General features: G+C 48.4%; 18 protein-coding genes and 1 pseudogene. 14 read left to right on the top strand and 5 right to left on the bottom strand.

Going from position 1 to position 21,100, the window contains the following annotated elements; translation table 11 throughout:
• Positions 1 to 14 precede the first annotated feature (14 nt).
• Complete coding sequence (locus tag AC0QUU_RS03175) at positions 15 to 629, bottom strand: hypothetical protein (protein WP_474544549.1); 615 nt, start codon at positions 627 to 629, stop codon at positions 15 to 17.
• A gap of 257 nt (positions 630 to 886) precedes the next feature.
• On the opposite strand from AC0QUU_RS03175, the gene AC0QUU_RS03180 reads away from it, so the two are divergent.
• Together AC0QUU_RS03180 and AC0QUU_RS03185 are read left to right on the top strand one after the other, a co-directional pair.
• A complete protein-coding gene (locus AC0QUU_RS03180; RefSeq protein ID WP_474544550.1) occupies positions 887 to 1,192 on the top strand; it encodes a type II toxin-antitoxin system RelB/DinJ family antitoxin in 306 nt (101 codons plus the stop codon).
• On the top strand, positions 1,192 to 1,530 hold the full coding sequence (locus tag AC0QUU_RS03185; protein WP_474544551.1) for a type II toxin-antitoxin system RelE/ParE family toxin: 339 nt from the start codon (positions 1,192 to 1,194) through the stop codon (positions 1,528 to 1,530). Before AC0QUU_RS03180 ends, AC0QUU_RS03185 begins: the two co-directional genes overlap by 1 nt.
• Positions 1,531 to 1,878: 348 nt before the next feature.
• Here AC0QUU_RS03185 and AC0QUU_RS03190 read toward each other — a convergent pair.
• Positions 1,879 to 2,375: pseudogene (locus tag AC0QUU_RS03190) on the bottom strand (MerR family transcriptional regulator); the annotation flags it as partial.
• Positions 2,376 to 2,672: 297 nt separating this feature from the next.
• Here AC0QUU_RS03190 and AC0QUU_RS03195 point away from each other — a divergent pair.
• The 9 genes from AC0QUU_RS03195 to AC0QUU_RS03235 all read left to right on the top strand — a co-directional run bounded on the left by AC0QUU_RS03195 (position 2,673) and on the right by AC0QUU_RS03235 (position 13,392).
• A complete protein-coding gene (locus tag AC0QUU_RS03195) occupies positions 2,673 to 3,326 on the top strand; it encodes a DUF4317 family protein (RefSeq protein ID WP_474544552.1) in 654 nt (217 codons plus the stop codon).
• Positions 3,327 to 3,530: 204 nt separating this feature from the next.
• The gene (locus AC0QUU_RS03200) at positions 3,531 to 3,890 is read left to right on the top strand and encodes a hypothetical protein (protein WP_474544553.1); all 360 of its coding nucleotides are present in this window, start codon (positions 3,531 to 3,533) and stop codon (positions 3,888 to 3,890) included.
• Positions 3,891 to 4,123: 233 nt separating this feature from the next.
• Entirely contained in the window at positions 4,124 to 6,217 is a 2,094-nt protein-coding gene (locus AC0QUU_RS03205) for a TIGR02452 family protein (protein WP_474544554.1), read from the top strand.
• A 118-nt stretch (positions 6,218 to 6,335) separates the two neighbouring features.
• Positions 6,336 to 7,409 carry a helix-turn-helix domain-containing protein gene (locus AC0QUU_RS03210; RefSeq protein WP_474544555.1) on the top strand — a complete coding sequence of 358 codons (1,074 nt, stop codon included), beginning with the start codon at positions 6,336 to 6,338 and terminating at the stop codon, positions 7,407 to 7,409.
• A gap of 359 nt (positions 7,410 to 7,768) precedes the next feature.
• Complete coding sequence (locus tag AC0QUU_RS03215; RefSeq protein ID WP_474544556.1) at positions 7,769 to 8,449, top strand: response regulator transcription factor; 681 nt, start codon at positions 7,769 to 7,771, stop codon at positions 8,447 to 8,449.
• Positions 8,430 to 9,791 (top strand): sensor histidine kinase, encoded by a 1,362-nt coding sequence (locus AC0QUU_RS03220; protein WP_474544557.1) that lies wholly within the window; start codon positions 8,430 to 8,432, stop codon positions 9,789 to 9,791. The genes AC0QUU_RS03215 and AC0QUU_RS03220 overlap by 20 nt, the downstream gene beginning before the upstream one ends.
• Before the next feature lie 244 nt (positions 9,792 to 10,035).
• Positions 10,036 to 11,367, top strand: coding sequence for an ABC transporter permease (locus AC0QUU_RS03225; RefSeq protein ID WP_474544558.1), 1,332 nt, complete (start codon positions 10,036 to 10,038; stop codon positions 11,365 to 11,367).
• 151 nt (positions 11,368 to 11,518) lie between these two features.
• Positions 11,519 to 12,742 (top strand): ABC transporter permease, encoded by a 1,224-nt coding sequence (locus AC0QUU_RS03230; RefSeq protein ID WP_474544559.1) that lies wholly within the window; start codon positions 11,519 to 11,521, stop codon positions 12,740 to 12,742.
• A 14-nt stretch (positions 12,743 to 12,756) separates the two neighbouring features.
• Positions 12,757 to 13,392, top strand: coding sequence for an ATP-binding cassette domain-containing protein (locus AC0QUU_RS03235; RefSeq protein WP_474544560.1), 636 nt, complete (start codon positions 12,757 to 12,759; stop codon positions 13,390 to 13,392).
• Between the two features lie 18 nt (positions 13,393 to 13,410).
• Here AC0QUU_RS03235 and AC0QUU_RS03240 read toward each other — a convergent pair whose 3' ends face one another.
• A complete protein-coding gene (locus AC0QUU_RS03240; protein ID WP_474544561.1) occupies positions 13,411 to 14,016 on the bottom strand; it encodes a helix-turn-helix domain-containing protein in 606 nt (201 codons plus the stop codon).
• 283 nt (positions 14,017 to 14,299) lie between these two features.
• Here AC0QUU_RS03240 and AC0QUU_RS03245 point away from each other — a divergent pair, with 283 nt between their 5' ends.
• Positions 14,300 to 14,662 (top strand): molecular chaperone Hsp90, encoded by a 363-nt coding sequence (locus AC0QUU_RS03245; protein ID WP_474544562.1) that lies wholly within the window; start codon positions 14,300 to 14,302, stop codon positions 14,660 to 14,662.
• Positions 14,663 to 14,930: 268 nt separating this feature from the next.
• On the opposite strand, the gene AC0QUU_RS03250 is transcribed toward AC0QUU_RS03245, so the two are convergent.
• Positions 14,931 to 15,794, bottom strand: a complete 864-nt coding sequence (locus AC0QUU_RS03250; protein WP_474544563.1) for a phosphoribosylaminoimidazolesuccinocarboxamide synthase — start codon at positions 15,792 to 15,794, stop codon at positions 14,931 to 14,933.
• A 188-nt stretch (positions 15,795 to 15,982) separates the two neighbouring features.
• On the opposite strand from AC0QUU_RS03250, the gene AC0QUU_RS03255 reads away from it, so the two are divergent.
• Positions 15,983 to 18,523 (top strand): glycoside hydrolase family 3 protein, encoded by a 2,541-nt coding sequence (locus AC0QUU_RS03255; RefSeq protein ID WP_474544564.1) that lies wholly within the window; start codon positions 15,983 to 15,985, stop codon positions 18,521 to 18,523.
• Between the two features lies 1 nt (position 18,524).
• Positions 18,525 to 19,859 (top strand): glycoside hydrolase family 3 protein, encoded by a 1,335-nt coding sequence (locus tag AC0QUU_RS03260; protein WP_474544565.1) that lies wholly within the window; start codon positions 18,525 to 18,527, stop codon positions 19,857 to 19,859.
• A gap of 185 nt (positions 19,860 to 20,044) precedes the next feature.
• Here the strand turns inward: AC0QUU_RS03260 and AC0QUU_RS03265 are convergent, their stop codons facing one another.
• Positions 20,045 to 21,052, bottom strand: coding sequence for a Gfo/Idh/MocA family protein (locus AC0QUU_RS03265; RefSeq protein ID WP_474544566.1), 1,008 nt, complete (start codon positions 21,050 to 21,052; stop codon positions 20,045 to 20,047).
• Positions 21,053 to 21,100 lie beyond the last annotated feature (48 nt).

Below are 21,100 nucleotides of genomic sequence, written 5' to 3' on the forward strand. Positions count from 1 at the left end.
GCTACGCATCTTACCTACAACGTAGGAGTATGATCATGAGAAGCTAAGTGTGAAAAATCAAGTAATGAAGTAAAATTCTGTTGAATTATATTCAGTGTTTTTTGCTTCTTCTGCAATTCCTGTTTTTCTTTAATAGTGGCGACATGTTCAGTTTCCAGATTCTTGATTTTCTTCTGAATTTTCTCAGAGCTTGGGATTTTGGTAACACCGAGATCCTGAAGCTCTTTTTTTAATGAATCATGGAGCTGGTATTCTGCCTGGTGCCTGCTTCGATAGTCTTTCTGGTTTGGTGCTGATTTTCCAGCTTCGATAACTTTACGACAGAGCCGGTAAGAATCGCAATGCTTTTGGATGACTTTCTGTGTGTTTATTTCATTTCCGATTTCTTCAATTCGATGTTCAGTTGCCTTAATTGAATTTTCAACATCAGAGATATGCTGTTGGAAGTCTTCATAGTTCAGCAGATTATTTTCAGAGAGGTAATTAAATGTCTTGGCAGCTTCTTTCAGATTATTCAGTTTTGCCCAATGTTCAAATCCTTCTCGATTGCCTGTGGTGATATAGGTGGAAATATTGATATACAGAAAAATATAAATGATAACAAAATTGTGATAACAGATTGATAACACTAGCAGAAACAGACCATAGAGATATGACAGTTGGAAACAAATAAAATCAAATAGAATTAAAATTCCTATACAAAATTGTATAGAACTAAATTTGATTTTGCGAGTTTGAGTGAGAAAAAGTCAGGAAGTTAAGAATATACAGAGGTTATAGTCGATATGGGCTAAAAAAGAAGAAATAGTATTAAACTATTCTACAACTCATTATTGACACGTAACGACGAAGACGTTACAATTAAAGCGTAAACGGAGGTGACATTATGGAGAAATCAGCAACACTTAATCTACGGATTAATCCCACATTAAAATCAGAGGCAGAGACAGTTCTTTCGCGTCTGGGCATACCAATGTCAACGGCTGTCGATATGTTCCTGAATCAAGTAGTTTTAGTTGGAGGGATTCCGTTTCCCGTTACGCTTCCAAAGGCACCGGTAGATATAGATGCCTCTCAGATGACAGATGCGGCTCTTCATGCGAAGCTTCAGAAGGGTTATGATGATTACAGAGCCGGAAGGACAGAGAACGCTGCAGAAGCATTTGAAAAGTTTAGGGAGACTCATAGGTGATGGAAAAACGGATTGTAGAAATTACCCAGACAGCCCTTGCCGATATGGAAGAGATCTATGATTATATAGCAGATGTTCTTCTGGCGCCGGAGAATGCTATGGGTCAATATAACCGTATTGCAGATGCAATTCTCACTTTGGAAAGTAATCCTGAGAGATGTCCGTTTTTTGAGGCAGAGCCGGAACAATCTTGGAGAATGCGCAGAATGGTAATTGACAATTATCTTGTCTGTTACATTGTAGATCAGGATAAAGTGACAGTCACAGATGTGTTATATGGAGCTTCAAATGTGCATGTAAGACTGAAGGCAAGGCATATGTCAGAACCAGACACTTAAGCGAGCGTGATAACATCAGCATGATAACAAATTGATAACACCAACGGCGGCAGACCATAGAACCGAGACAGTTGGAGCCAAATAGAACCATTACAAATCAAATTTCCTATACAAAACAGTATAGAACCAAATTTGATTTTGCGAGTTTGAATAATGACGTGAATCCATACAGTACTTAAACAAATACGATTAATAATATCGAGCGGCACGCCAAGATTGAGTAAATTAATAAATAATTTGAAATTTTTCGCATACAATTTAATGCAAGGTTTTATGGACTTTTTCTTTTGCACTTGCTAGAATTTAAGCGTAAAGAAAGTTTACCACTGACCGATATGTGGTATACAACTGCTGGATTGCAAGCCTTGCAACATGCTCTTCATCATCCTTGATTTTCTGAATAAACAGATCAAAATTCTCAATACTTCCCCAGTGCTCAATGACGGTTTCAGCCTGACTGGATTTAAAATCCTCCAAAGCGCTGATGTAATCGGAAAGATCAAATTCTTTAAAACTCATACATTGTTCTCCTTTTTCAAGCCGTTCGAGAAGCTGTATAAGCCGTTCGATTCGGTTACGTTTCAGCCGGAACATTTTTTCTGTTCTTTAAAGGCGGTGATTCTGTCAAAATCCGGATTCTCAAGAATCTGTCTGATTTCTTTTAACGAAAATCCCAGCTCCTTAAAAAACAGAATCTGCTGCAAGGTCTGCAGCGCGTTATCATCATACAGGCGGTAGCCGGATGAAGTGAGTTCACTGGGCTTTAACAGTCCGATCTCATCATAGTATTGCAGTGTCCGTACGCTGATGCCAGTCAGTCTGGCAACCTGGCTTATACTTTTCATTGAAACAGCTCCTCTCATAAAAGGGTCAGAACAGTGATGACCGGTCAGCATCTGTTATGTTCCTCTGAGAAAAGAATACAATATCACGCTGCGTGAGAGTCAAGAGATTCTTTGATAAAACAGATGAAAAAATCTGTTCTGGTTGTTTGTGTATGGTTTGGTTGTTTACAGTGTTCCCGGCGGAGCGTATAATGTGAGAAAAACAGGTGTGAATCAGATCCTTTGTATAAAAGACCGCTGGAACTTCTCTGAAACACCTCAGCGGCCCGGAATCTGACTTGACAAGGAGTAAACACTATGAACACAGACATTAACACACCCCGGCGTTCTCTTAAGATTGACCGCGAGGACATGCTTGCCCTCACCCGCCGCATGACAGTGAAGCGGACTTCAATCACACGGATCGCAGGGGCATATATGGATCCGGACGGGTTTATTGACGGCACATTCAACACCCGTTTTCTTAAGCTGTCGGGAGCGGACCGGGCGAAGAACCTGGAGATTGCCAGGGCGATTCCTTTTGCGCAGACGAACGGCAATCTGAAGCGTTATGTGATTCCTGAATATTCCAGGGGAAAGGAGAGCATGTATCAGCTCCTGCTGGGAATCCGCAGCTCAGGGCTGGAGAACGATGCCCTGCTTGAGATTTTCTACGAGATGACAGGAGAAAAATATCGTTCAGATCATGAGTACGGGATCTTTGTATTTCATGACCGGTATGATATTCCGGCCAAGGCGGCGGATCATGTCAGGCTGGGAGAGTCGGAGCAGATGTTTGAGTATCTGATCTGCGCGGTCTGTCCGGTTACCGGGGATTACGAGGCGGGAAGCCCGGAGTGCGGGTTTCTCTTTCCGTCATATGCGGAAGGCGGAGCGCTGATGAACTGCATTGATATTTACCAGTCAGATGTGTCGCGGCCCCACAGAGAACTGGAGGAAATGTTATTGTAATTCTTCTGTTTTCCGGTTGACGCGGAAGGCAGAGAATGATAAGATAAGTAACGGTAGAGTACTTCTTTACCATTAAAGTTTGAATTTTATTATAACCGATTTTGTGGAGAGTGCATTTGGAGTCAAGGCTCAAAGTGCGCCCTTTTGCAAAATCGGTTTTTTGATGCTTGCTCTGAAAAACTTTTTGTCAAGGAGGAAGAAAAGATGGCAAATAATTATTCAAACTGTGAAAAGAAGTACGACAGACAGCTGGCGGCAGCTTTTGCCGTGTACATGATGGCAGGGAGCGCGTTTAAAAAATGCATCTGCAGAAATCCTCTGGAGGAAGGACACCTCTGTCTGCACTACCGGGAGATGCCGGAACGGCTCCAGCTGGAGGCGGAAAACGCAGTGCTGGCCGGGGTGGAGGCTCTGGGAGAGAGACGCCTGGCGGCAATGGGAGAACTTTTCTGTGAAGCGGTCTTCTGCCGGAGGGACGGGAAATACAGGGTATGCTTTCTGACCGGAGGCTTTGAGGATTTAAAAATTGATATTGACGGAAAAGGGAAAATTCTCCTCAGGTAAATTTCCCTCAGGCAAATTTCCCTCAGGCAAGTCCGGGCCGGCAGATAAATTCTGCCGGCAAACCTGCCGGAATGTCCCGGGATGGAGCTGTCTGTACTGCAGATGATTTCTGAAAATACCGGTTTTCATGGTATACTGTCTGTATACGGATTGGAAGGGCGAAGAACCATGAAGGATAAGCCGTATGTGTTTATAATCTGCAGAACAGAATATCATTTCACAAGGAGGCGCCTATGAGTCAGAATAACATGAATATTTTCCAGGATACCATGGAAATCCTGGAGAAGGGGTATTACATAACAGATGGGAAGAAAATAAAACTGAAACTTTCCCGCCGCCAGATGGAACATGCTTCTGTTTATCTGCCGCACGATATTGAGAAGATCAGTGAAAGCAAAGAAATTTCCCATACCGTTGTTATGGGAAGAATCGGTGTGGACTGTGTAAATATGGACTCTTTTTCTCTTGCTGTGGAACGCTGCAGGGAATGCTCTTATCTGCTGAAGGGCAAAGGGGAGAACCGGATCCTTGTTCTGAACCTGGCAAATCCGGTGAATCCGGGCGGCGGAGTCAGGAGAGGGGCAAAGGCCCAGGAGGAAGATCTGTGCCGCAGGAGCTCGCTGCTTCTGTCTCTTGAAGGCAGGGAGGCCTGGGCTTACTATTCCTACAACAGAAATCTTCATACTTATATGGGATCCGACGGAATCATTATTACGCCGGATGTGGAGATCCTGAAAGACGAGAACGGTAATCTTCTTGAGGACTCGGTTATTGTATCGGTTATGACCTGCGCGGCTCCGATGGTCCAGAGGGGGCTGGAAGGAATGTCGGACGAGGAGTATCGGGAAATGGTTTATAAACGGATTACCGGCATGCTGAAAACGGCGGCGTATCTTGGCTATAAGGTGCTGGTCCTTGGAGCATTCGGCTGCGGCGCCTTCGGCAATGACGCGCGCGTTATGTCGGATCTGTTTTATAAGGCGATAAAGGAGTTTGATTATGACGGCATGTCAGCTGTGGATTTTTTCCGCCGTATCGATTTCGCGGTTCTGGATCACTCTCCGGATCAGTACAATTTCCGGCAGTTTTTCAGAAATTTCAGCCATTTTTACCGGGAAGAAGACGAGAAGGAAAATCAGGCGGCGCAGGCCAGGATCAGGGAAACGGAAAAACACCTGGATGCGGTCCGCGGGTGTATGGCCGGCGGCGCTGCCGGCGACGCGCTGGGATACGCCGTTGAGTTCTGGAGGGAGAAACAGATTTTTGATACATACGGGCCTGAAGGGATTACAGAGTATGAGACGGATTCCCGGTCAGGGAAGGCCCTGATTTCCGATGATACGCAGATGACGCTGTTTACGGCAAACGGTCTGCTGGCCGGGGCGACCCGCGGACGGATGCGGGGGATTGCCGGGCCGCCCAGAGAATATGTAAAGAGCGCGTATTATGACTGGCTGAAGACACAGCAAAGTACCATGCGGGAAGTAAACCGGCATGAGCGCTATACGGAAGAAGGCGGCGTTTCCTGGCTGCTTGATGTGCCGGAACTGTATTCCCGCCGGGCGCCTGGGAACACCTGTCTGGACGCTCTGACGGCAAAGAATGATAACCGGAAGGACTATATCAGAAATCCTGCGAACAACAGCAAGGGCTGCGGCGGTATTATGAGGGTGGCGCCCCTTGCGCTGCTGTACCGCCCGGGAGAGAATTATTCCGGAGGGCTGCGGGAACTGGATCTGGAAGGCGCTCAGCTTGCGGCCATTACACACGGCCATTCGCTCGGCTACATGCCTGCGGCGGCAGTGCCCCATATTATCAGCAGAATTCTGACAGATGAAAATACGGATCTGAAGGAAATTGTACTGGATGCCCGGGATATGATGGAACAGCTTTTTGCCGGGGACCGGCACCTGGAGGAACTGATCCGCATTATGAATCTGGCGGTGGAGCTGTCGGAGAATGCCGCGGATGATCTGGAGAATATTCATGCTCTTGGCGAGGGCTGGGTAACGGAAGAGACTCTGGGAATCTCTCTGTACTGTGCTCTCAGGTATAAGGATGATTTTTCCGCCGGAATCATTGCTTCCGTGAATCATAAGGGCGACAGCGATTCTACCGGGGCAGTGACAGGAAATATTCTCGGCGCTCTACTTGGGTACAGCGCTATGGAAGAGAAATGGAAGGAGAATCTGGAACTTAAGGATGTGATTCTAGAGATGGCGGATGACCTGTGTCATGGCTGCCAGATGAGGGAGTACAGTTATTATTATGATCCGGCATGGGAATGCAAATATATAAAAATGCACCGGTTTGTTCCTGAAACATGAACAACGGTTAATTTTTATAACTTCCTGTTTAACTCAGATTCAATTGCCCGGACATGTTTCCTCTGCTATTCTTGTATTAGCAAAGGCCGATGCAAAAACAGCATAAGGAGATGATCATATGTCATTGGGAAAAGTAATCAGAAAATACAGGAAAATCAGGAATCTGACCCAGGAAGAGATGGCAGTCCGGCTTGGCGTGACTGCCCCGGCAGTAAATAAGTGGGAGAATGAAAATTCCTATCCGGACATTACGCTCCTGGCGCCCATTGCCAGGCTGCTGGATATTTCACTGGATACCCTGCTGTCATACCGGGAAGATCTGACAGCGGAAGAGATTAACGGAATTATCATGGAAGCGGATCAGAAGCTGAAGACAGGATCATATGAAGAGGCCTTTGGGTGGGCCAGGAAAAAGCTGGAACAGTATCCGAACTGTGAACCGCTGATTCTGAATCTCGCGCTCTGTCTTGATGCCTACCGGACGATACGGGAAGTTCCGGACAAAGCGCAGTACGATCCGTATCTGACTTCTTTATACACACGCCTGCTGGACAGTAAAGATGAGGCTATACGGATGAGCGCGGCGGATTCTCTGGCCGGATTTTATATGAGGAAGAAGCAGTATGATAAAGCAGAAAAATATCTGGAGTATTTTTCCATACAGAATCCGGAAAGAAAAAGGAAACAGGCGCAGATTTATGCTGAGACAGGGCGGATGCAGGAAGCATATAAAGCCTATGAAGAACTTCTGTTTACAGATTATCAGAGAGTAAGCATGGAACTTCACGGCATTTATCTGCTTGCGCTGAAAGAAAATGATATGGAAAAGGCGCGGAGCATCGTTCGGAAGCAGGCCGAGGCGGCAAAGTTTTTCGAGATGGGGAAATATTACGAGGTTTCGAGTTTCCTTGAAATCGCTGCTCTGGAAAAAGACGCTGATACGGTGATTGCTGCAATGGAAGAGATGATTTCCGGCGTAGAAGAAATCGAAAGTTTCAGAAATTCATCCCTCTATGAGCATATGGAGTTTAAAGAAATAAAAGAGGAAGATCTGGGGGAAATAAAAGAAAATCTTAGGAAATGTTTTCGGGACGAAGAAAACTTTGGATTTCTGAAAAATGACAGCAGGTATCAGAACCTGATCCCTGCGGCCGGAAAAAGAACTCTCCAAATTCCAGGGACTGACATATAGTATAAAGAACGCTAAATTAACAGGATATACAACCGCTATGGGGATCATGATCCGGACCGTCCGGTTCCGTATTTCAATTATCCCACCGTGCCTCTCGAACTGAAACATAAGCCGTCAGCCCGGGTTTCCCTGAATCCCCAGTTCCTGAGGTATGATCCGGTCTGTGATTCGGGAATGTGGGGAATCTTCCGTGTAATGAAGCATTCCATCCGGTGCAGATGCAAAGAAATCTGCGGAAGAATATTCAGAGGCAGAAAGTAAAGGATTAAATTTCCCGGCTGCTTTTGATAAAAAAGGCGTGCCGCTCCACCAAATCTCCATATTTCTGTGCTACACTGCCCATCAGGGAGGTGCGCGGGATGCCGAAAACGATTTTGATTATTGAAGATGAGAAGCCCATCCAGAATATTATCCGGGCATTTCTGGAGGACGCCGGATACCGGGCTGTGTCCGCGGATGACGGCGCGGAAGGAATCGCCAGATTCCGCGAATGCCGTCCGGATCTGGTTCTGCTTGATATATTACTGCCGAAGATAAACGGCTTTTCCGTGTGCGAAATGATCCGGAGAGAAAGCAGTACGCCTGTTATTATGCTTACGGCGCTGGATGACGATTTCAGCCAGATGAAAGGCTTCGACGCTCTGGCGGACGACTATATAACAAAGCCTTTTTCCATGCCTCTGGTTGTGCGGCGGATTGAAGCGGTGCTGCGCCGTATGGAGAAAGGCGGCGCCGGAGAGGAAGATACACAGCTTCGTTATCGGGATATTGTAATGGATCCGGATAATTATGATGTATCTGTCGGCGGAGAAAATGTTTCTCTGACAGCCCGTGAGTTTGAGATTCTCCGGCTTCTGATGGAAAATCAGGGGCGGGTATTCTCAAGAGAAAGTCTGCTTGACAGCATCTGGGGATATGATTATTTCGGAGATGAAAAGATCGTAAACACGCATATAAAAAACATCCGCAGGAAACTGGGCGGGGATTATATTGAGACGGTCAGAGGGGTGGGGTACAGAATTGAGAAAGAGAATCCGTGAAAGCATTCAGGCGAAAACATTTATTGCCATGCTGGCTCTTCTGGCCGGCTGCTGTATTATTATTTACGGGATGGTTCTGATTTTTCTGCCGAAAAACTACCGGACTGAGATGGAGGGCCAGGTAACGGAGGACTTCTATGAGCTGACGGAGACGCTGGAGGCGGAGGGCTGGGAGGCAAGTTCTGACAGGATTCTGGAATTTTCCATGAAAAATAATGCCTCGGTCAGGATTGATGCTGAAAGCGAGGAAAATGTGTTCGGAGTCAACTTCGCGGATGATGAGGCAGGGGAAACGCCTGCAAAATCTCTGAGCTGTTCAGCGTCCTTTGCGGAAAATGGACAGACGTACCGGATTTTCGCGGAGGTTTCTCTTGTGCCGGTATCTCAGTCATATGGCATACTGCTGAACCTCATTCCTCTTATTGCGGCCATTATCCTTCTCATCTCTGTAATGGGCGCCTTTGTCTGTTCCCGGTATTTCTCCAGGCCGCTGATCCGTATATGCAGCGTTGCCAGGCGGATGACCGGGCTGGACATGACATGGAAATGTGAAGTGAAGCGGTCCGATGAGATCGGTGTTCTGGCGGCCAGCCTGAATGAAATGTCCGACAGGCTGGCGGAGGCGCTGGACAGTCTGCAGTCGGCAAATGAAAAACTGCAGCAGGACATTGAAAAAGAGCGGGAACAGGAAAAGCAGCGGATTGATTTTTTTACCGCAGTGTCCCATGAACTGAAAACTCCCATAGCCATTATGAAAGGGGAACTGGAGGGGATGATCTGCCAGGTCGGCGAATACAGAGACAGGGACCGGTATCTGCGCCACTGCATGAAGACGGTAAATGATATGGAAGAGATTGTGAAAGAAATTCTGTTCGCCGCAAGAATGGGCGGCAGTGATTTTCAGCTGATCCGGACAGATCTGAATATCAGCAGGATGCTCCGGAAAAGCTGCCAGAAGATAAAGGGGCGGATCGAGGACAGACAGATGCGGCTGCGCATGGAGATCGAGCAGGATTTTCATTATGAGGGGGACGGGCGCCTGCTGGAAAAGGTTTTCACCAATGTGCTTGGAAATGCCGCGGCCTATTCCGGAGAAGGGGCTGTAATTACAGTGTCCCTGAAGAATGGCGTTTTCTGTGTTGAGAATACGGATGCCCGCATAGAGGAAGAGGATCTGAAGAATATATTTATGCCTTTTTACCGGGCAGAGCAGTCCCGCAGCCGGAACAGCGGCGGCAGCGGCCTGGGGCTCTATATTACAAAAACAATACTTGACCATCACGGGATTTCATATAAAATGGAAAATACAGAAAAGGGCGTGCGGTTTGCGGCGGCTTTCTGAGACGTCAGAAACCGGCATGGCAGGATCAGACCGGGAGCAGAACCCTTCGGTTCGGTTCCCGGTATTTCTATGTCTGAAAAATTTTTTCAAAAAAAGTGAACCATATGAAAGGTGACGGCGAATATTTCCTGCCTGTATAAAGGAATAAAGTTCAGACAGCTCCACCGAAAATACTTCCGGACTTCATCAAGGCTCCACTTTCCTCCTCTATCATCGTCCTATCAAATACAGGAGGTTACAGACGATGAATTTACTGAAACGGGCGGGGCTGTATACTCTGCGGAGCAGAGGGCGTACATTGCTTCTCTTTGCGGTACTGCTTCTTGCGGCTACATTTGTGCTGAGCGGTCTCTCTGCAATGGAGGCTTCGGAAAATACTTCCGCTAAGCTGAGAGGAACAACGGGAGCAAGTTTTACGGTGGAACGGAATCTTTCTACCGGCAGTATGAACAGCATGGGCGGAGGTATGTCTGTGATTCAGCAGGAATTTGTGACGGACGCCATGCTTGATGAGATCCGGAAAGTGGAGGGAATCAAAGGATATACCGCCAAAGAAATCGGCTATTATAATCTGACGGATCTGTCCGGAAATCCGTACAGGATGATTTACGATACGTCCCTGTGGGATGACACGGATCTGGATTACCAGGCAAATGTGATCGGCTCTTTTTTTACCGAATATGACGAGCTTTTTCTGAGTCAGGCATTCCAGCTTACGCAGGGACGGCACATTACAGACCAGGATGAGGACGGCATTATAATCAGTGAGGATCTGGCGGAAAAGCACGGTCTTTCCCTGGGAGACCGGGTGCTGATCTACCGCCCGGACTGGGTGACCGGAGCGGTAAATGCCGGAGATAAAAGTGTGGAGGCGGAGATTGTAGGAATGTTCCGGATTCTTGCCTCACAGGAAGACCGGAGCAGTATGGCTCCTTACAATATCTATGAAAATTATATATTTGCGCCTATGTGTGTGACCAAATCTCTTATAGACTGGGTGGATGATGAAGCTGAGCGGGAGGGGTATGAGTATGCGGATTTCTATGTGGATGACCCGGAACAGCTGGAGAGCATTATCCGCAGCGTTCAGGAAATTGACAGCATTAACTGGAATAACTTCAATGTGACAGTCAATGATGAAGTATACGAGCGCGCCGCAGGTTCTATATCAAATACAACAATTCTGATCCGGACTCTGATTATTGTTATTATAGTGATAAGCGCAGGAGTTGTGGCTCTGTTTCTTTCCTTCTGGTTGAAAAGCCGTCTGCGGGAGACAGGCATCCTGCTGGCCATGGGAATTCCGAAAACAGCGCTGGTGCTTCAGCACATGGCAGAGACGGCTCTGACAGCAGTTCCCGCTTTTGGCGCGGCGTGGTTTGCGAGCAGATGGTCTGCCGGATGGATTACCGGTCTGTTTGAATCAGGTATCGCAGCCGGGACTGCAGCTGTATCAGAGTGGGACTTTGCGAGGGTATGCGCCGGCGGCGCGCTTATTCTGTCAGCGGCGGTTCTTCTTTCCTGCATCCCTGTTTTCAGATATAAACCCAGAGAAATTCTTTCCATGATGGAATGAGAGGAGGCACAGGATGAACTGGATCAGGCGGGCGGTTCTGTATAACGTCCGGAAAAAAGGGAAAACCCTTTTACTTTTTTTACTCTTGTTGGTAATTGGAATGTTGCTTTTGATTTGTTTTTCTATCCAAAGAGCTACAAAAACAGCTGCTTTGAATGTACGTCAGTCCCTGAAGGGCGCTTTCACCATAGATGCCGGAGCGTCCGGCGGCCAGCTGACGGGAGAGGTGCTGCAGGCAATCCGGCAGCTCCCGGGAATCATAGGATACAACGGACGCTCCGCCTCCTATGCAGAATATCTGCATGAGGACGGGACACCGCTGCAGATCAGGACAGAGGGCGCCTTTCAGGTTGTGGAAGGCTTCGAACATGCGGGAAAAGTGGTAGCAGATTCGTTTACGGAGAAGGATGAATTTTTTACAGAAAAGGGATTTGAAATTGAGGAGGGGAGTCCTGTAACCGAAGGGGGAAAATATGCGGCAGTGATCCATCGCTGGCTGGCGGAGGAAAATGATCTGCAGATCGGCGATACCATACTGCTGAGTCTGAACGAACAGATGGTATCAGATGATGTAATGACCGGGGAAGGCATTGCGGGTAAGTCTGTGCAGGTAGAGATCAAGGGAATTTTTGAAAGCACAGAACCACAGGAGGATGAGGTGCTTCTTTCTCATGTGCTTTATGAAAATACCATTTTTATTGACGTTCAGAGTTATTGCGAACTGTTTCCGGAAGGGGGAGATGCTTATTTTGAATCTGCGGATTTTCAGGTTGACGATCCGGAAAAACTGGATGCGCTTATTCAGCAGATCCGGGAGCTGGAAGGAGTTTCCTGGGATCAGTGTACTTTTACGAAGCATGCGGTGGACTATGAAAATGCCAGGAAATCTCTGGAGGCTCTGGAACAGATCGTTGTTATCCTGTCTCTGGCTGTTCCGGCTGTCAGTGCCGCTCTGCTGATCCTGATCCTTGCTATGTGGATGCGGGGCCGGGTACATGAAACCGGTGTTTACCTGGCAATGGGAATCGGCAGATGGAATATACTGCTTCAGCATCTGGCAGAGGTATGCCTGACCGCGGTCTGCGCGTTTGCCGTTGCGGCTGTCTGCAGCAGGAACATCACCGGATTCGCCGGGGAATATCTGCTGAAACAGGCTGCTGCCCCGGAATATGAGGCGGCCCGGCTAAGCGGAAATGAACAGACGGAACAGACAGAGGATCCCGTTGAACTGACGCAGATACAGGTCGGGGTAAACGGACAGGATATTCTGTTTGTGTACGGCGCCGGAACTGTGCTGATTATTTTCTCTGTGACCGCCGCGGGGATTCCCGTTCTGCGGCTGAAGCCGAAAGAAATACTGACAAAGATGAATTAAGGAGGATCATACCCATGTGTATTTTGGAACTAAAGAATGTTCAATATTCCTACAATAATAAGAAACGGATTCTGAAGGGAGTCAGTGCGCAGATGGAACAGGGAAAGCTGTATGCCATTCTGGGTCCTTCCGGATGCGGTAAGACTACACTGCTGTCTCTGCTGGGAGGTCTGGACAGTCCCGGAGTCGGACAGATTCTGTATAAAGGTCAGGATATTGCCGGAACGGGACTTGCCGATCACCGGAAAAATCATGTGGCTTTTATTTTTCAGAGCTACAATCTGATTGATTATCTGACGCCCCGGGAGAATGTGGCGCTGACATCAAAACTGCCGCCCCTGCCGATCCTGGAGCGCCTGGGTCTGACAGAAGAAGAGACCCGGCGCAATGTGCTGAAACTTTCCGGCGGACAGCAGCAGAGGGTGGCCATCGCCCGGGCCCTGGCCAGTGAATCGCCGGTTATTCTGGCGGATGAGCCTACCGGCAGTCTGGACGAAGATACCGCCAGAGACATTACGGAAATACTCAAAGACAGTGCTCACAGGATGAATAAGTGTGTGATTGTAGTGACCCATTCCGGTGAGCTGGCAGATCAGGCGGATGTGGTCTTTCGTCTGAAGAGAGGAGTGTTGATGCAGAATCGCTCCTGAAAACAGGGATGTTCTGTTTTACCGGATGGCGATTCCCACTACGGTACTGAACAGGATAAATACCACACACAACAGGATTGAACTGTTGAATCCCATTAAATATGAAAACAGTAAAGAAAGTCCTGTTCCGAGAATCATAAATATACCATAGATTCTGCGGCCGGAAGTATCGTTCTGATTAACGGCAAAGAGACAGAGCCCTGTTATGGCAAGAGCGACGGCGGCGCCGAATATCCATGCCGCGAGAATACTTGCATGACCGGATAATACAGCCCAGAGTGCGGTTATGATTACGACCGGATATGCAGTCCATGCAATGATACGATTGTCCTGCCGGTTTTTGTTATCCATTTCAGCCATATCAGTTATCATATATTTTAAATCAATATTAGAAATATTATCGTTTCTTTTGCTCGATTTTCCGGAATTCATCAGTTCCGGAAGAGAAATATCAAGAGCGTCAGACAGAGGGACAAGAATACTGATATCGGGAAATCCTTTTCCTCTTTCCCAGCGGCTTACCGCTTTATCTGTTACTTTCAGTTTCTGTGCCAGTTCTGCCTGTGTCATATTTTTTTCTTTCCTGCATACTGCGATAAAAGCGCCGAATTTTTCTGCATCCATGGTGTTCACCTCCTGCTGTAAAGATATAATATTTAGAATGTTTTTAAAACCGATGAAGACTTTACTTTATAAGTTCCGGAAACTCTACGGATCGTTTACCGGGGCCGATACCTCCTTCTTCAGGATTATACCGCAGCAGTAAGAAAATGACATCAGTAAATCCGGCAGAATTCCGGATTTGATATATTTTCCCGATAATTTTTCCGGTTAAGGGAAGTATATCGTAAAATCCTGGATCCTGTGATACAATAGAGACAAATTTATAAGAAAGAAGGTTTTTGTTATGACAAAAGAAGTACGTGATTTTGTTATTGAAAAAACAAAGGATCTTATGGCAGCGCATTCCTGCAGTGCAGAGGCAAAAGCAGCGGCGCAGGCATGGCTGGATGCTGCCGGTACAGACAAAGAGCCGGAAGAGACAGCCAGATACATTGAGGAGCTGGAAGCTGACATTATGCCGGTAGACAATCTGATTGCATTTGCGGAGTCAGAGATGGGCGCGAAAGTATTCGGCGGTGAGGAAGCTGCAAAAGGTGTAGCTGAACACGGACGTCAGATTAAGGCCGCAGGCGGAAAATACTGTGACTGTCCGGCATGTGCTGCTGTTGCGGCGATTCTGGAGAAGAAAGAGGAAATGTTAAAATAAGATATTTTATAGAAAAGTATCCCTGTGAATTGCTTAAAAAAATATACAGAACAGGTGGTTTTTACCCGAAAGAAGGCAGAAGTGAATGTTGCTGTCTGAAGTATAAAATTCCCGCAGTATAATGCTGATATGTGGAATATCATAAAACTGTCTGTGACAGTACTATTTCCTGTTCTTGCATATACTGCAGGAATGATTTTATGTCAGTATTCATTTAGAAAGACTGGAGTGACCGGTTCTGCTGAATCTGTCTTTAATTGAAACCGTATTACTGCAGTTTCTCTCCTGTCAGCATCTCATATCCCTGCAGATATTTATCAATTGTCTTCTGCACGATATCATCCGGAAGCGTCCAGTCGTTGTCCGGGTTGGCCTTGAGCCAGTCGCGGGCAAACTGTTTGTCAAAGGAGGGCTGGCCGTGTCCCGGCTCATATCCGTCAGCCGGCCAGAAACGGGAGCTGTCCGGTGTGAGCATCTCGTCGCCCAGCACGATATTGCCGTTTTCGTCCAGACCGAATTCGAACTTGGTATCTGCGATAATGATACCGCGGCTCAGGGCATAATCCGCGCATTTTTTGTAAAGAGCGATGGTGTAGTCGCGGAGCTTGGAAGCGTATTCTTCCCCTTTGCCCGGGAATGCCTTTTCAAGATGAGCAATGCTCTGCTCATAGGAAATATTCTCATCGTGGTCGCCGATCTCAGCCTTTGTGGACGGTGTATAGATGGGTTCCGGCAGTTTATCGGATTCTTTGAGCCCTTCCGGCAGGCGGATGCCGCATACAGTGCCGTCTTTCTGATAGCTTGCCCAGCCGCTGCCTGTAATATATCCGCGGACAATACATTCGATGGGAAGCATGTTCAGCTTCTTGCACATCATGCTGTTTCCGTCAAATTCCGGTTTCCGGAAAAATTCCGGCATATCTTTTACATCTGTGGAAATCATATGATTCGGCAGGATATCCTTTGTCATGTTAAACCAGAACTTGGACATCTGTGTGAGCACGGTTCCTTTTTTGGTAATCATGTTTTTCAGGATAACGTCAAAACAGCTGATCCGGTCAGTCGCAACCAGAATCAGGCTGTCGCCGTTGTCATAGATTTCGCGTACTTTTCCTTCTTTAATCGGTTTCATTTTGTATACCTCGTCTGTTTATAATATGTTTCTGGCGGTCCGGAAGGGCTGTGCGCGGCCGGACTGCCGTTTGTGTTCCTATAATAGAATAAGCAGGATGAGAATAAAAAACAATACTTTTTTTATTTTTTTACAAAATCTGTGTGGTTTGCCTTATAATAGCATAAGAGAAAAAGGAGGAACCGGCCATGAAAATAAAGATCAGAAATAAAGCGGTGTTTACAGACAGGGTAACGCCTCTGGAAGAAGCAAACAAAGAGATTTCCTATCGGGCGGCGCTGGAAGGGATCGTACTGCTGGAAAATGACGGAACACTTCCCCTCGTTCCCGGGAAAATTGCGCTGTACGGAGCCGGAGCAGGGATGACGATCAAAGGCGGAACCGGTTCAGGTGAGGTAAATGAGCGGCATGCAGTGACCATCCTGGAAGGTCTGGAGCAGGCCGGATTTACTGTGACGACAAAGAAATGGATTGAGGAGTATGCCGGACTGTACCGGGAAGGTGAGGAAGCGTACCGGAAAGAGTTCCGGCGGAAGATCATGCGGATGAAACCTTCCGAAATCATGAATTTTATGAGTGTTCCCTATCAGTATCCTTTCGGGCAGCCGGTTACAGAGACGGATATTCAGGCCTCTGATACGGATACATGTATTTATGTAATTGCGCGTCAGGCAGGCGAGGGCGGAGACAAAAGGCTTGAGGGCAGAGAATATTCTCTGTCTGACGCGGAACTGGCCAACCTGAAGACATGCGCCGGAGGATATGACAGGACAATTGTAGTAATCAATACAGGCTCAGTCTTTGACATGAGTTTCCTGGACAGAATCCATGGCATTAACAGCGTTGTTTTCTTTGCCCAGCAGGGAATGGAAGGCGGCAGGGCGTTCGCGGATCTGATCAGCGGAAAGATATCTCCTTCGGGAAAAACGGCAGATACATGGTCCGGAAAATATGAAGATATTCCCTGCGCAATGGAATACAGCTACCTGAACGGAAATGTGGATGAAGAGTATTACCGGGAAGGTATTTATGTGGGATATCGTTATTTTGACAGTTTCGGAGTAGAACCCCGGTATCCTTTCGGTTATGGTCTCTCCTACACAGACTTTTCTGTGGAAAAGGAGCAGGTGAATGTACGCCAGGCGGACGGTGCCGTATCGGTACAGGTAAAAGTTAAAGTGACCAATACAGGCAGCCGGTTTTCGGGAAAAGAAGTGGTCCAGCTCTATGTAAGCTGTCCGCAGACCGGGGCGCCGAAAGAGTATCAGAAACTGGCCGCATTCGGCAAGACCCGGGAGCTGGCGCCGGGAGAAAGCATGGAGCTGCAGCTTGATTTTGATCTGAGAGATCTGGCATATTTTCGGGAAGAAGATGCCAGCTATGTGCTGGAGGCCGGAGACTATGTGCTGCGTCTGGGAACATCCAGCCGGAATACATGGCCGGCTGCCGTACTTACGCTGGATCGGGATGCAGTGACAGAGGTCTGCCGGTCTGTATGTAGGGGAATGAGCAAAGTAAAAGAGATTGATCCTCCGCAGCTGGATGATACGGCGGATATACAGGATACAGATGTGGAGCGGATTGCAGTCAGCGCGGAGAAAATTGCGGCGAAGACGCACCGGTACGTGCTGCCGGAGATTCCTCGCGAAGGGGAAGTTTCGAAACTTCTGGATTCTCTGGATGATGATGAGCTGTGTGAACTGCTTGTGGGCGCGGGAGTACATGGCGGCGGCCCCAGATTTTTCGAAGCTCCGGGGTCAGCAGGTTATACTACCGGACGGCTGCTGGGAAAAGGAATCCCAAATGTCTGTCTGGCGGACGGGCCTGCCGGACTCCGTTTGCAGCGGATGTCCACAGTCACAAGAAGCGGAAAGGTAAAAGGTGTTGCGCCATCTATGTCAGCCATGAAATATTTCCCGAAAGTGCTGACCAGATTCAGCCTGGGAAATCCGGAGAAACAGCCATGTATTTATCAGTTTGCCACCTCATTTCCGGCAGGGCTGTCTCTGGCTCAGTCCTGGAATCTGCCTCTCGCGGAAACTGTGGGGGAAGCAGTGGGAAAAGAGATGGAGGCTTATGGAGTGACATACTGGCTGGCTCCGGCTCTCAATATACACCGGAATCCTCTGTGCGGACGGAATTTTGAATACTATTCTGAAGATCCGCTGCTTGCGGGAAAGACAGCCGCGGCAGTGACAAGAGGCGTTCAGTCCCGAAGGGGCTGCTTTGCCACCATAAAGCATTTCTGCTGTAACAATCAGGAGGAAAACCGGAACCGGACCAACGCGAATGTGAATGAGCGGGCTCTGCGGGAGATTTACCTGAGAGCGTTCCGGATCGCGGTTGAAGAAGGAAGGCCGGGCGCTGTCATGTCCAGCTATAATAAGGTGAACGGCACTTATGTAAATAACAGCAAAGTGCTGCTGGATGGAGTGCTCCGGTGCGAATGGGGATTTGACGGGCTTGTGATGACGGACTGGCTTGCCACAGGCAAGGGACTTGGAAGCCATGCGCGGGCTGTGGCGTCCGGAAATGATCTGATCATGCCGGGCGGCAGAAGCGCAGTCCGCGGGCTGAAAAATGCAGTAAAGAGCGGAGCCGTTAAAAGAGAAGATCTGAGACGGTGCGCGGCAAATGTGCTGAAGGGCATAACCGGCTCCAGAATATACCAGGCGTACCGCAGACAGAAAGAAAAACAGGAAAGACAGAAAGAAAGGACCGAAAAATAACATGCATTACAGACGCAGACAGTACAATTCCGGAAAAAACAGCGGATACGGCAGAGCAAATAAGCAGAAAAAGAAGGGCGGCAGATGGATCCTGTGGACTGTTCCGGCAGTGCTGCTGTGCATTCTTCTGGGAGCAGGCGCATTCTGGTTCCTGGCCGGTCCGGCCGGGAAGAACGGGGCAGAGAGTTTCGGCCCCCTTCCCCTGGGAGTGCCTTTTGCAAAAGCCGGTGTTCAGGCGGCTGCGGAGGTATCGGGGGCCGGCCCGGAGGCGGAAGCGGCCTGGCAGGAAATGAAGATTGACCGCGTACTGGATTCCATGACTCTGGAAGAAAAGGTAAACCAGCTTTTTATGATTACTCCGGAGGCGCTGACCGGGGTGGGGACAGTGATCCAGGCCGGGGACGGTACCAGAGAGGCTCTGGAAGAACATCCGGTGGGAGGTCTGATTTATTTTGCCCAGAATCTGAAGGATCCGGACCAGACCCGGACCATGCTTGAAAACACCCAGGAGTACGCGTCTGCCCGGAGCGGATTTCCCATTTTCCTGTCCGTGGACGAAGAAGGCGGACAGGTAGCAAGAGTGGGAAGCAATCCTGCCTTCGGCGTGCCGGAGATCGGCAACATGAGTGAAGTAGGCGCCGGCGGCAATACGCAGGAGGCATATGAGACCGGCAGCATCATCGGAGCCTATCTGAAAGATCTGGGCTTTAATATGGACGCGGCGCCGGACGCGGACGTGCTGACCAATCCGGCAAATGAGGTGGTGAAATACCGTTCTTTCGGCTCAGATCCGGAGCTGGTATCCCGGATGGCGGCGGCAGAGCTGAAAGGGCTGAATGACCAGGGGATTATCGGCATGTACAAGCATTTTCCCGGACATGGAGGCACTACGGCAGATTCCCATGAGGGCTATGTTTATGTGGAGGAAAACCTGGAGGAGCTGAAAAGCGGAGCTCTGGTTCCCTTTCAGGACGGGGCGGACAACGGACTGCGGGTCATTATGGTCAGCCATATCGCCTGCCCGGAAGTGACCGGGGATAATACACCGGCTACTTTGTCCCGGCAGTTGGTTACAGACCTCCTCAGGGAGGATATGGGCTTTGACGGGCTGGTAATAACAGACGCTCTGAATATGGGCGCCATAACGGAACAGTATTCCTCCGGGGAGGCTGCGGTGGCGGCTTTGAACGCGGGGGTGGATATGCTTCTCATGCCGGCGGATTTTCAGGCGGCGTATGACGGCGTTATGGCTGCTCTGGAAAATGGAGAACTGACCGAAGAGCGGATTGACGAGTCGGTAAGAAGGATTCTGGAGATCAAACTGGGGATGGAATAGACCATGCGGACAGAAATAGGAAAAGAGATCATAAATTCCCCGCAGCGGAGAGCAGGTTTTTGAAATTCTGCTCCCTGCTGCAGGGAATTTGAATTTTATGGAGAAAGTTTTAGCTGCCAAAAATTCGGTGTGTATATTTTAAACCATCCCTTTTTAACTGTTTGTTTTTCCTGTAAACCGGCCGGTTATTTTTCATTTGCTCCGGGGAAAACAATCCCGTTCTGTCGTCTTACTTCGTCAATAATCCGAATGGTATCCAGAGAATATTGCAGATACTTATGGTTCACTTCCTTATTTTTAATCAGTCTTATAAATTCCCTTATTTCATAAATCATATTGTTATCTGCCGGTGTATAGGGCAGCATTTCTGTACTCCCTCCTGACAGTGGATCCCGGGATCCTTTCCTGAGACGCAGCTCCAGGGTCTCAGGGCGGCTGACATAGTCGATGAGAAGGGAGCCCTTTTCTCCCTGGATTACACTGGGCGTGACAGAAACTGCAGTTTTGGAATAAATGGCTTCTGCCGTCATGCCGTCATACTGCATCAGTACTGTGCCGCTTCCCTCAAATCCGTTTGACAGTTTTGTGGAAAAGGCTTTGATCTGTTCCGGCATTCCGAACAGACGCACCAGAGAGTGAATGCAGTATACGCCGATGTCCATAACGGCGGCATTGCACAGTTCCGGGTTAAAGGCATTTACGGTTTCTCCGCTAAGAAAACGGTCGTACCGGCTGGAATACTGGCAGAATTCAAATGTGGCGCGGGACAGCCGGCCCAGCCGGGACAGAGTCTGTTCAATCAGATCATATGCCGGATCAAAATCCGGGCGCATGGCTTCCAGAAGGATCAGACCGTTTTCCCGGGCGCAGTTAATCATGGACTGCACCTGGGTTTCATTCACTGCCATAACTTTTTCACAGAGCACATGCTTTCCGCGCCTCAGCGCCTTCAGAGTCTGTTCGCAGTGAACAAAGTTGGGAGACGCCACATAGACCGCGTTCAGGCCGGAATCAAGAAAGGCGTCATAATCCGTGTATACCCGGGGAATTCCGTGTTTTTTGGCAAATCTGTCACCGGTTTCCTGTTTCCGGGAGTAAACGGCATACAGCTCTGCTTCCGGCACAGAAGCGGCCGCTTCACAGAAGTCACTGCTGATAAAATTCGTTCCGATAATTCCGATATTAAGATTCATAATATTTCCCTCCTGTCAGGACGCAGGCGGCCGGGGCAGGAATTTCCG

This window comes from Mediterraneibacter sp. HA8405, from assembly GCF_056148955.1.

Bases quoted from the DNA above. Each gene is read 5' to 3' on its own strand.
- AC0QUU_RS03245 (WP_474544562.1), top strand. From the start codon at position 14,300: ATGACAAAAGAAGTACGTGATTTTGTTATTGAAAAAACAAAGGATCTT.
- AC0QUU_RS03260 (WP_474544565.1), top strand. From the start codon at position 18,525: ATGCATTACAGACGCAGACAGTACAATTCCGGAAAAAACAGCGGATAC.
- AC0QUU_RS03235 (WP_474544560.1), top strand. From the start codon at position 12,757: ATGTGTATTTTGGAACTAAAGAATGTTCAATATTCCTACAATAATAAG.
- AC0QUU_RS03240 (WP_474544561.1), bottom strand. From the start codon at position 14,016: ATGGATGCAGAAAAATTCGGCGCTTTTATCGCAGTATGCAGGAAAGAA.
- AC0QUU_RS03250 (WP_474544563.1), bottom strand. From the start codon at position 15,794: ATGAAACCGATTAAAGAAGGAAAAGTACGCGAAATCTATGACAACGGC.
- AC0QUU_RS03205 (WP_474544554.1), top strand. From the start codon at position 4,124: ATGAGTCAGAATAACATGAATATTTTCCAGGATACCATGGAAATCCTG.
- AC0QUU_RS03200 (WP_474544553.1), top strand. From the start codon at position 3,531: ATGGCAAATAATTATTCAAACTGTGAAAAGAAGTACGACAGACAGCTG.
- AC0QUU_RS03210 (WP_474544555.1), top strand. From the start codon at position 6,336: ATGTCATTGGGAAAAGTAATCAGAAAATACAGGAAAATCAGGAATCTG.
- AC0QUU_RS03265 (WP_474544566.1), bottom strand. From the start codon at position 21,052: ATGAATCTTAATATCGGAATTATCGGAACGAATTTTATCAGCAGTGAC.
- AC0QUU_RS03215 (WP_474544556.1), top strand. From the start codon at position 7,769: ATGCCGAAAACGATTTTGATTATTGAAGATGAGAAGCCCATCCAGAAT.
- AC0QUU_RS03185 (WP_474544551.1), top strand. From the start codon at position 1,192: ATGGAAAAACGGATTGTAGAAATTACCCAGACAGCCCTTGCCGATATG.
- AC0QUU_RS03195 (WP_474544552.1), top strand. From the start codon at position 2,673: ATGAACACAGACATTAACACACCCCGGCGTTCTCTTAAGATTGACCGC.
- AC0QUU_RS03180 (WP_474544550.1), top strand. From the start codon at position 887: ATGGAGAAATCAGCAACACTTAATCTACGGATTAATCCCACATTAAAA.
- AC0QUU_RS03225 (WP_474544558.1), top strand. From the start codon at position 10,036: ATGAATTTACTGAAACGGGCGGGGCTGTATACTCTGCGGAGCAGAGGG.
- AC0QUU_RS03255 (WP_474544564.1), top strand. From the start codon at position 15,983: ATGAAAATAAAGATCAGAAATAAAGCGGTGTTTACAGACAGGGTAACG.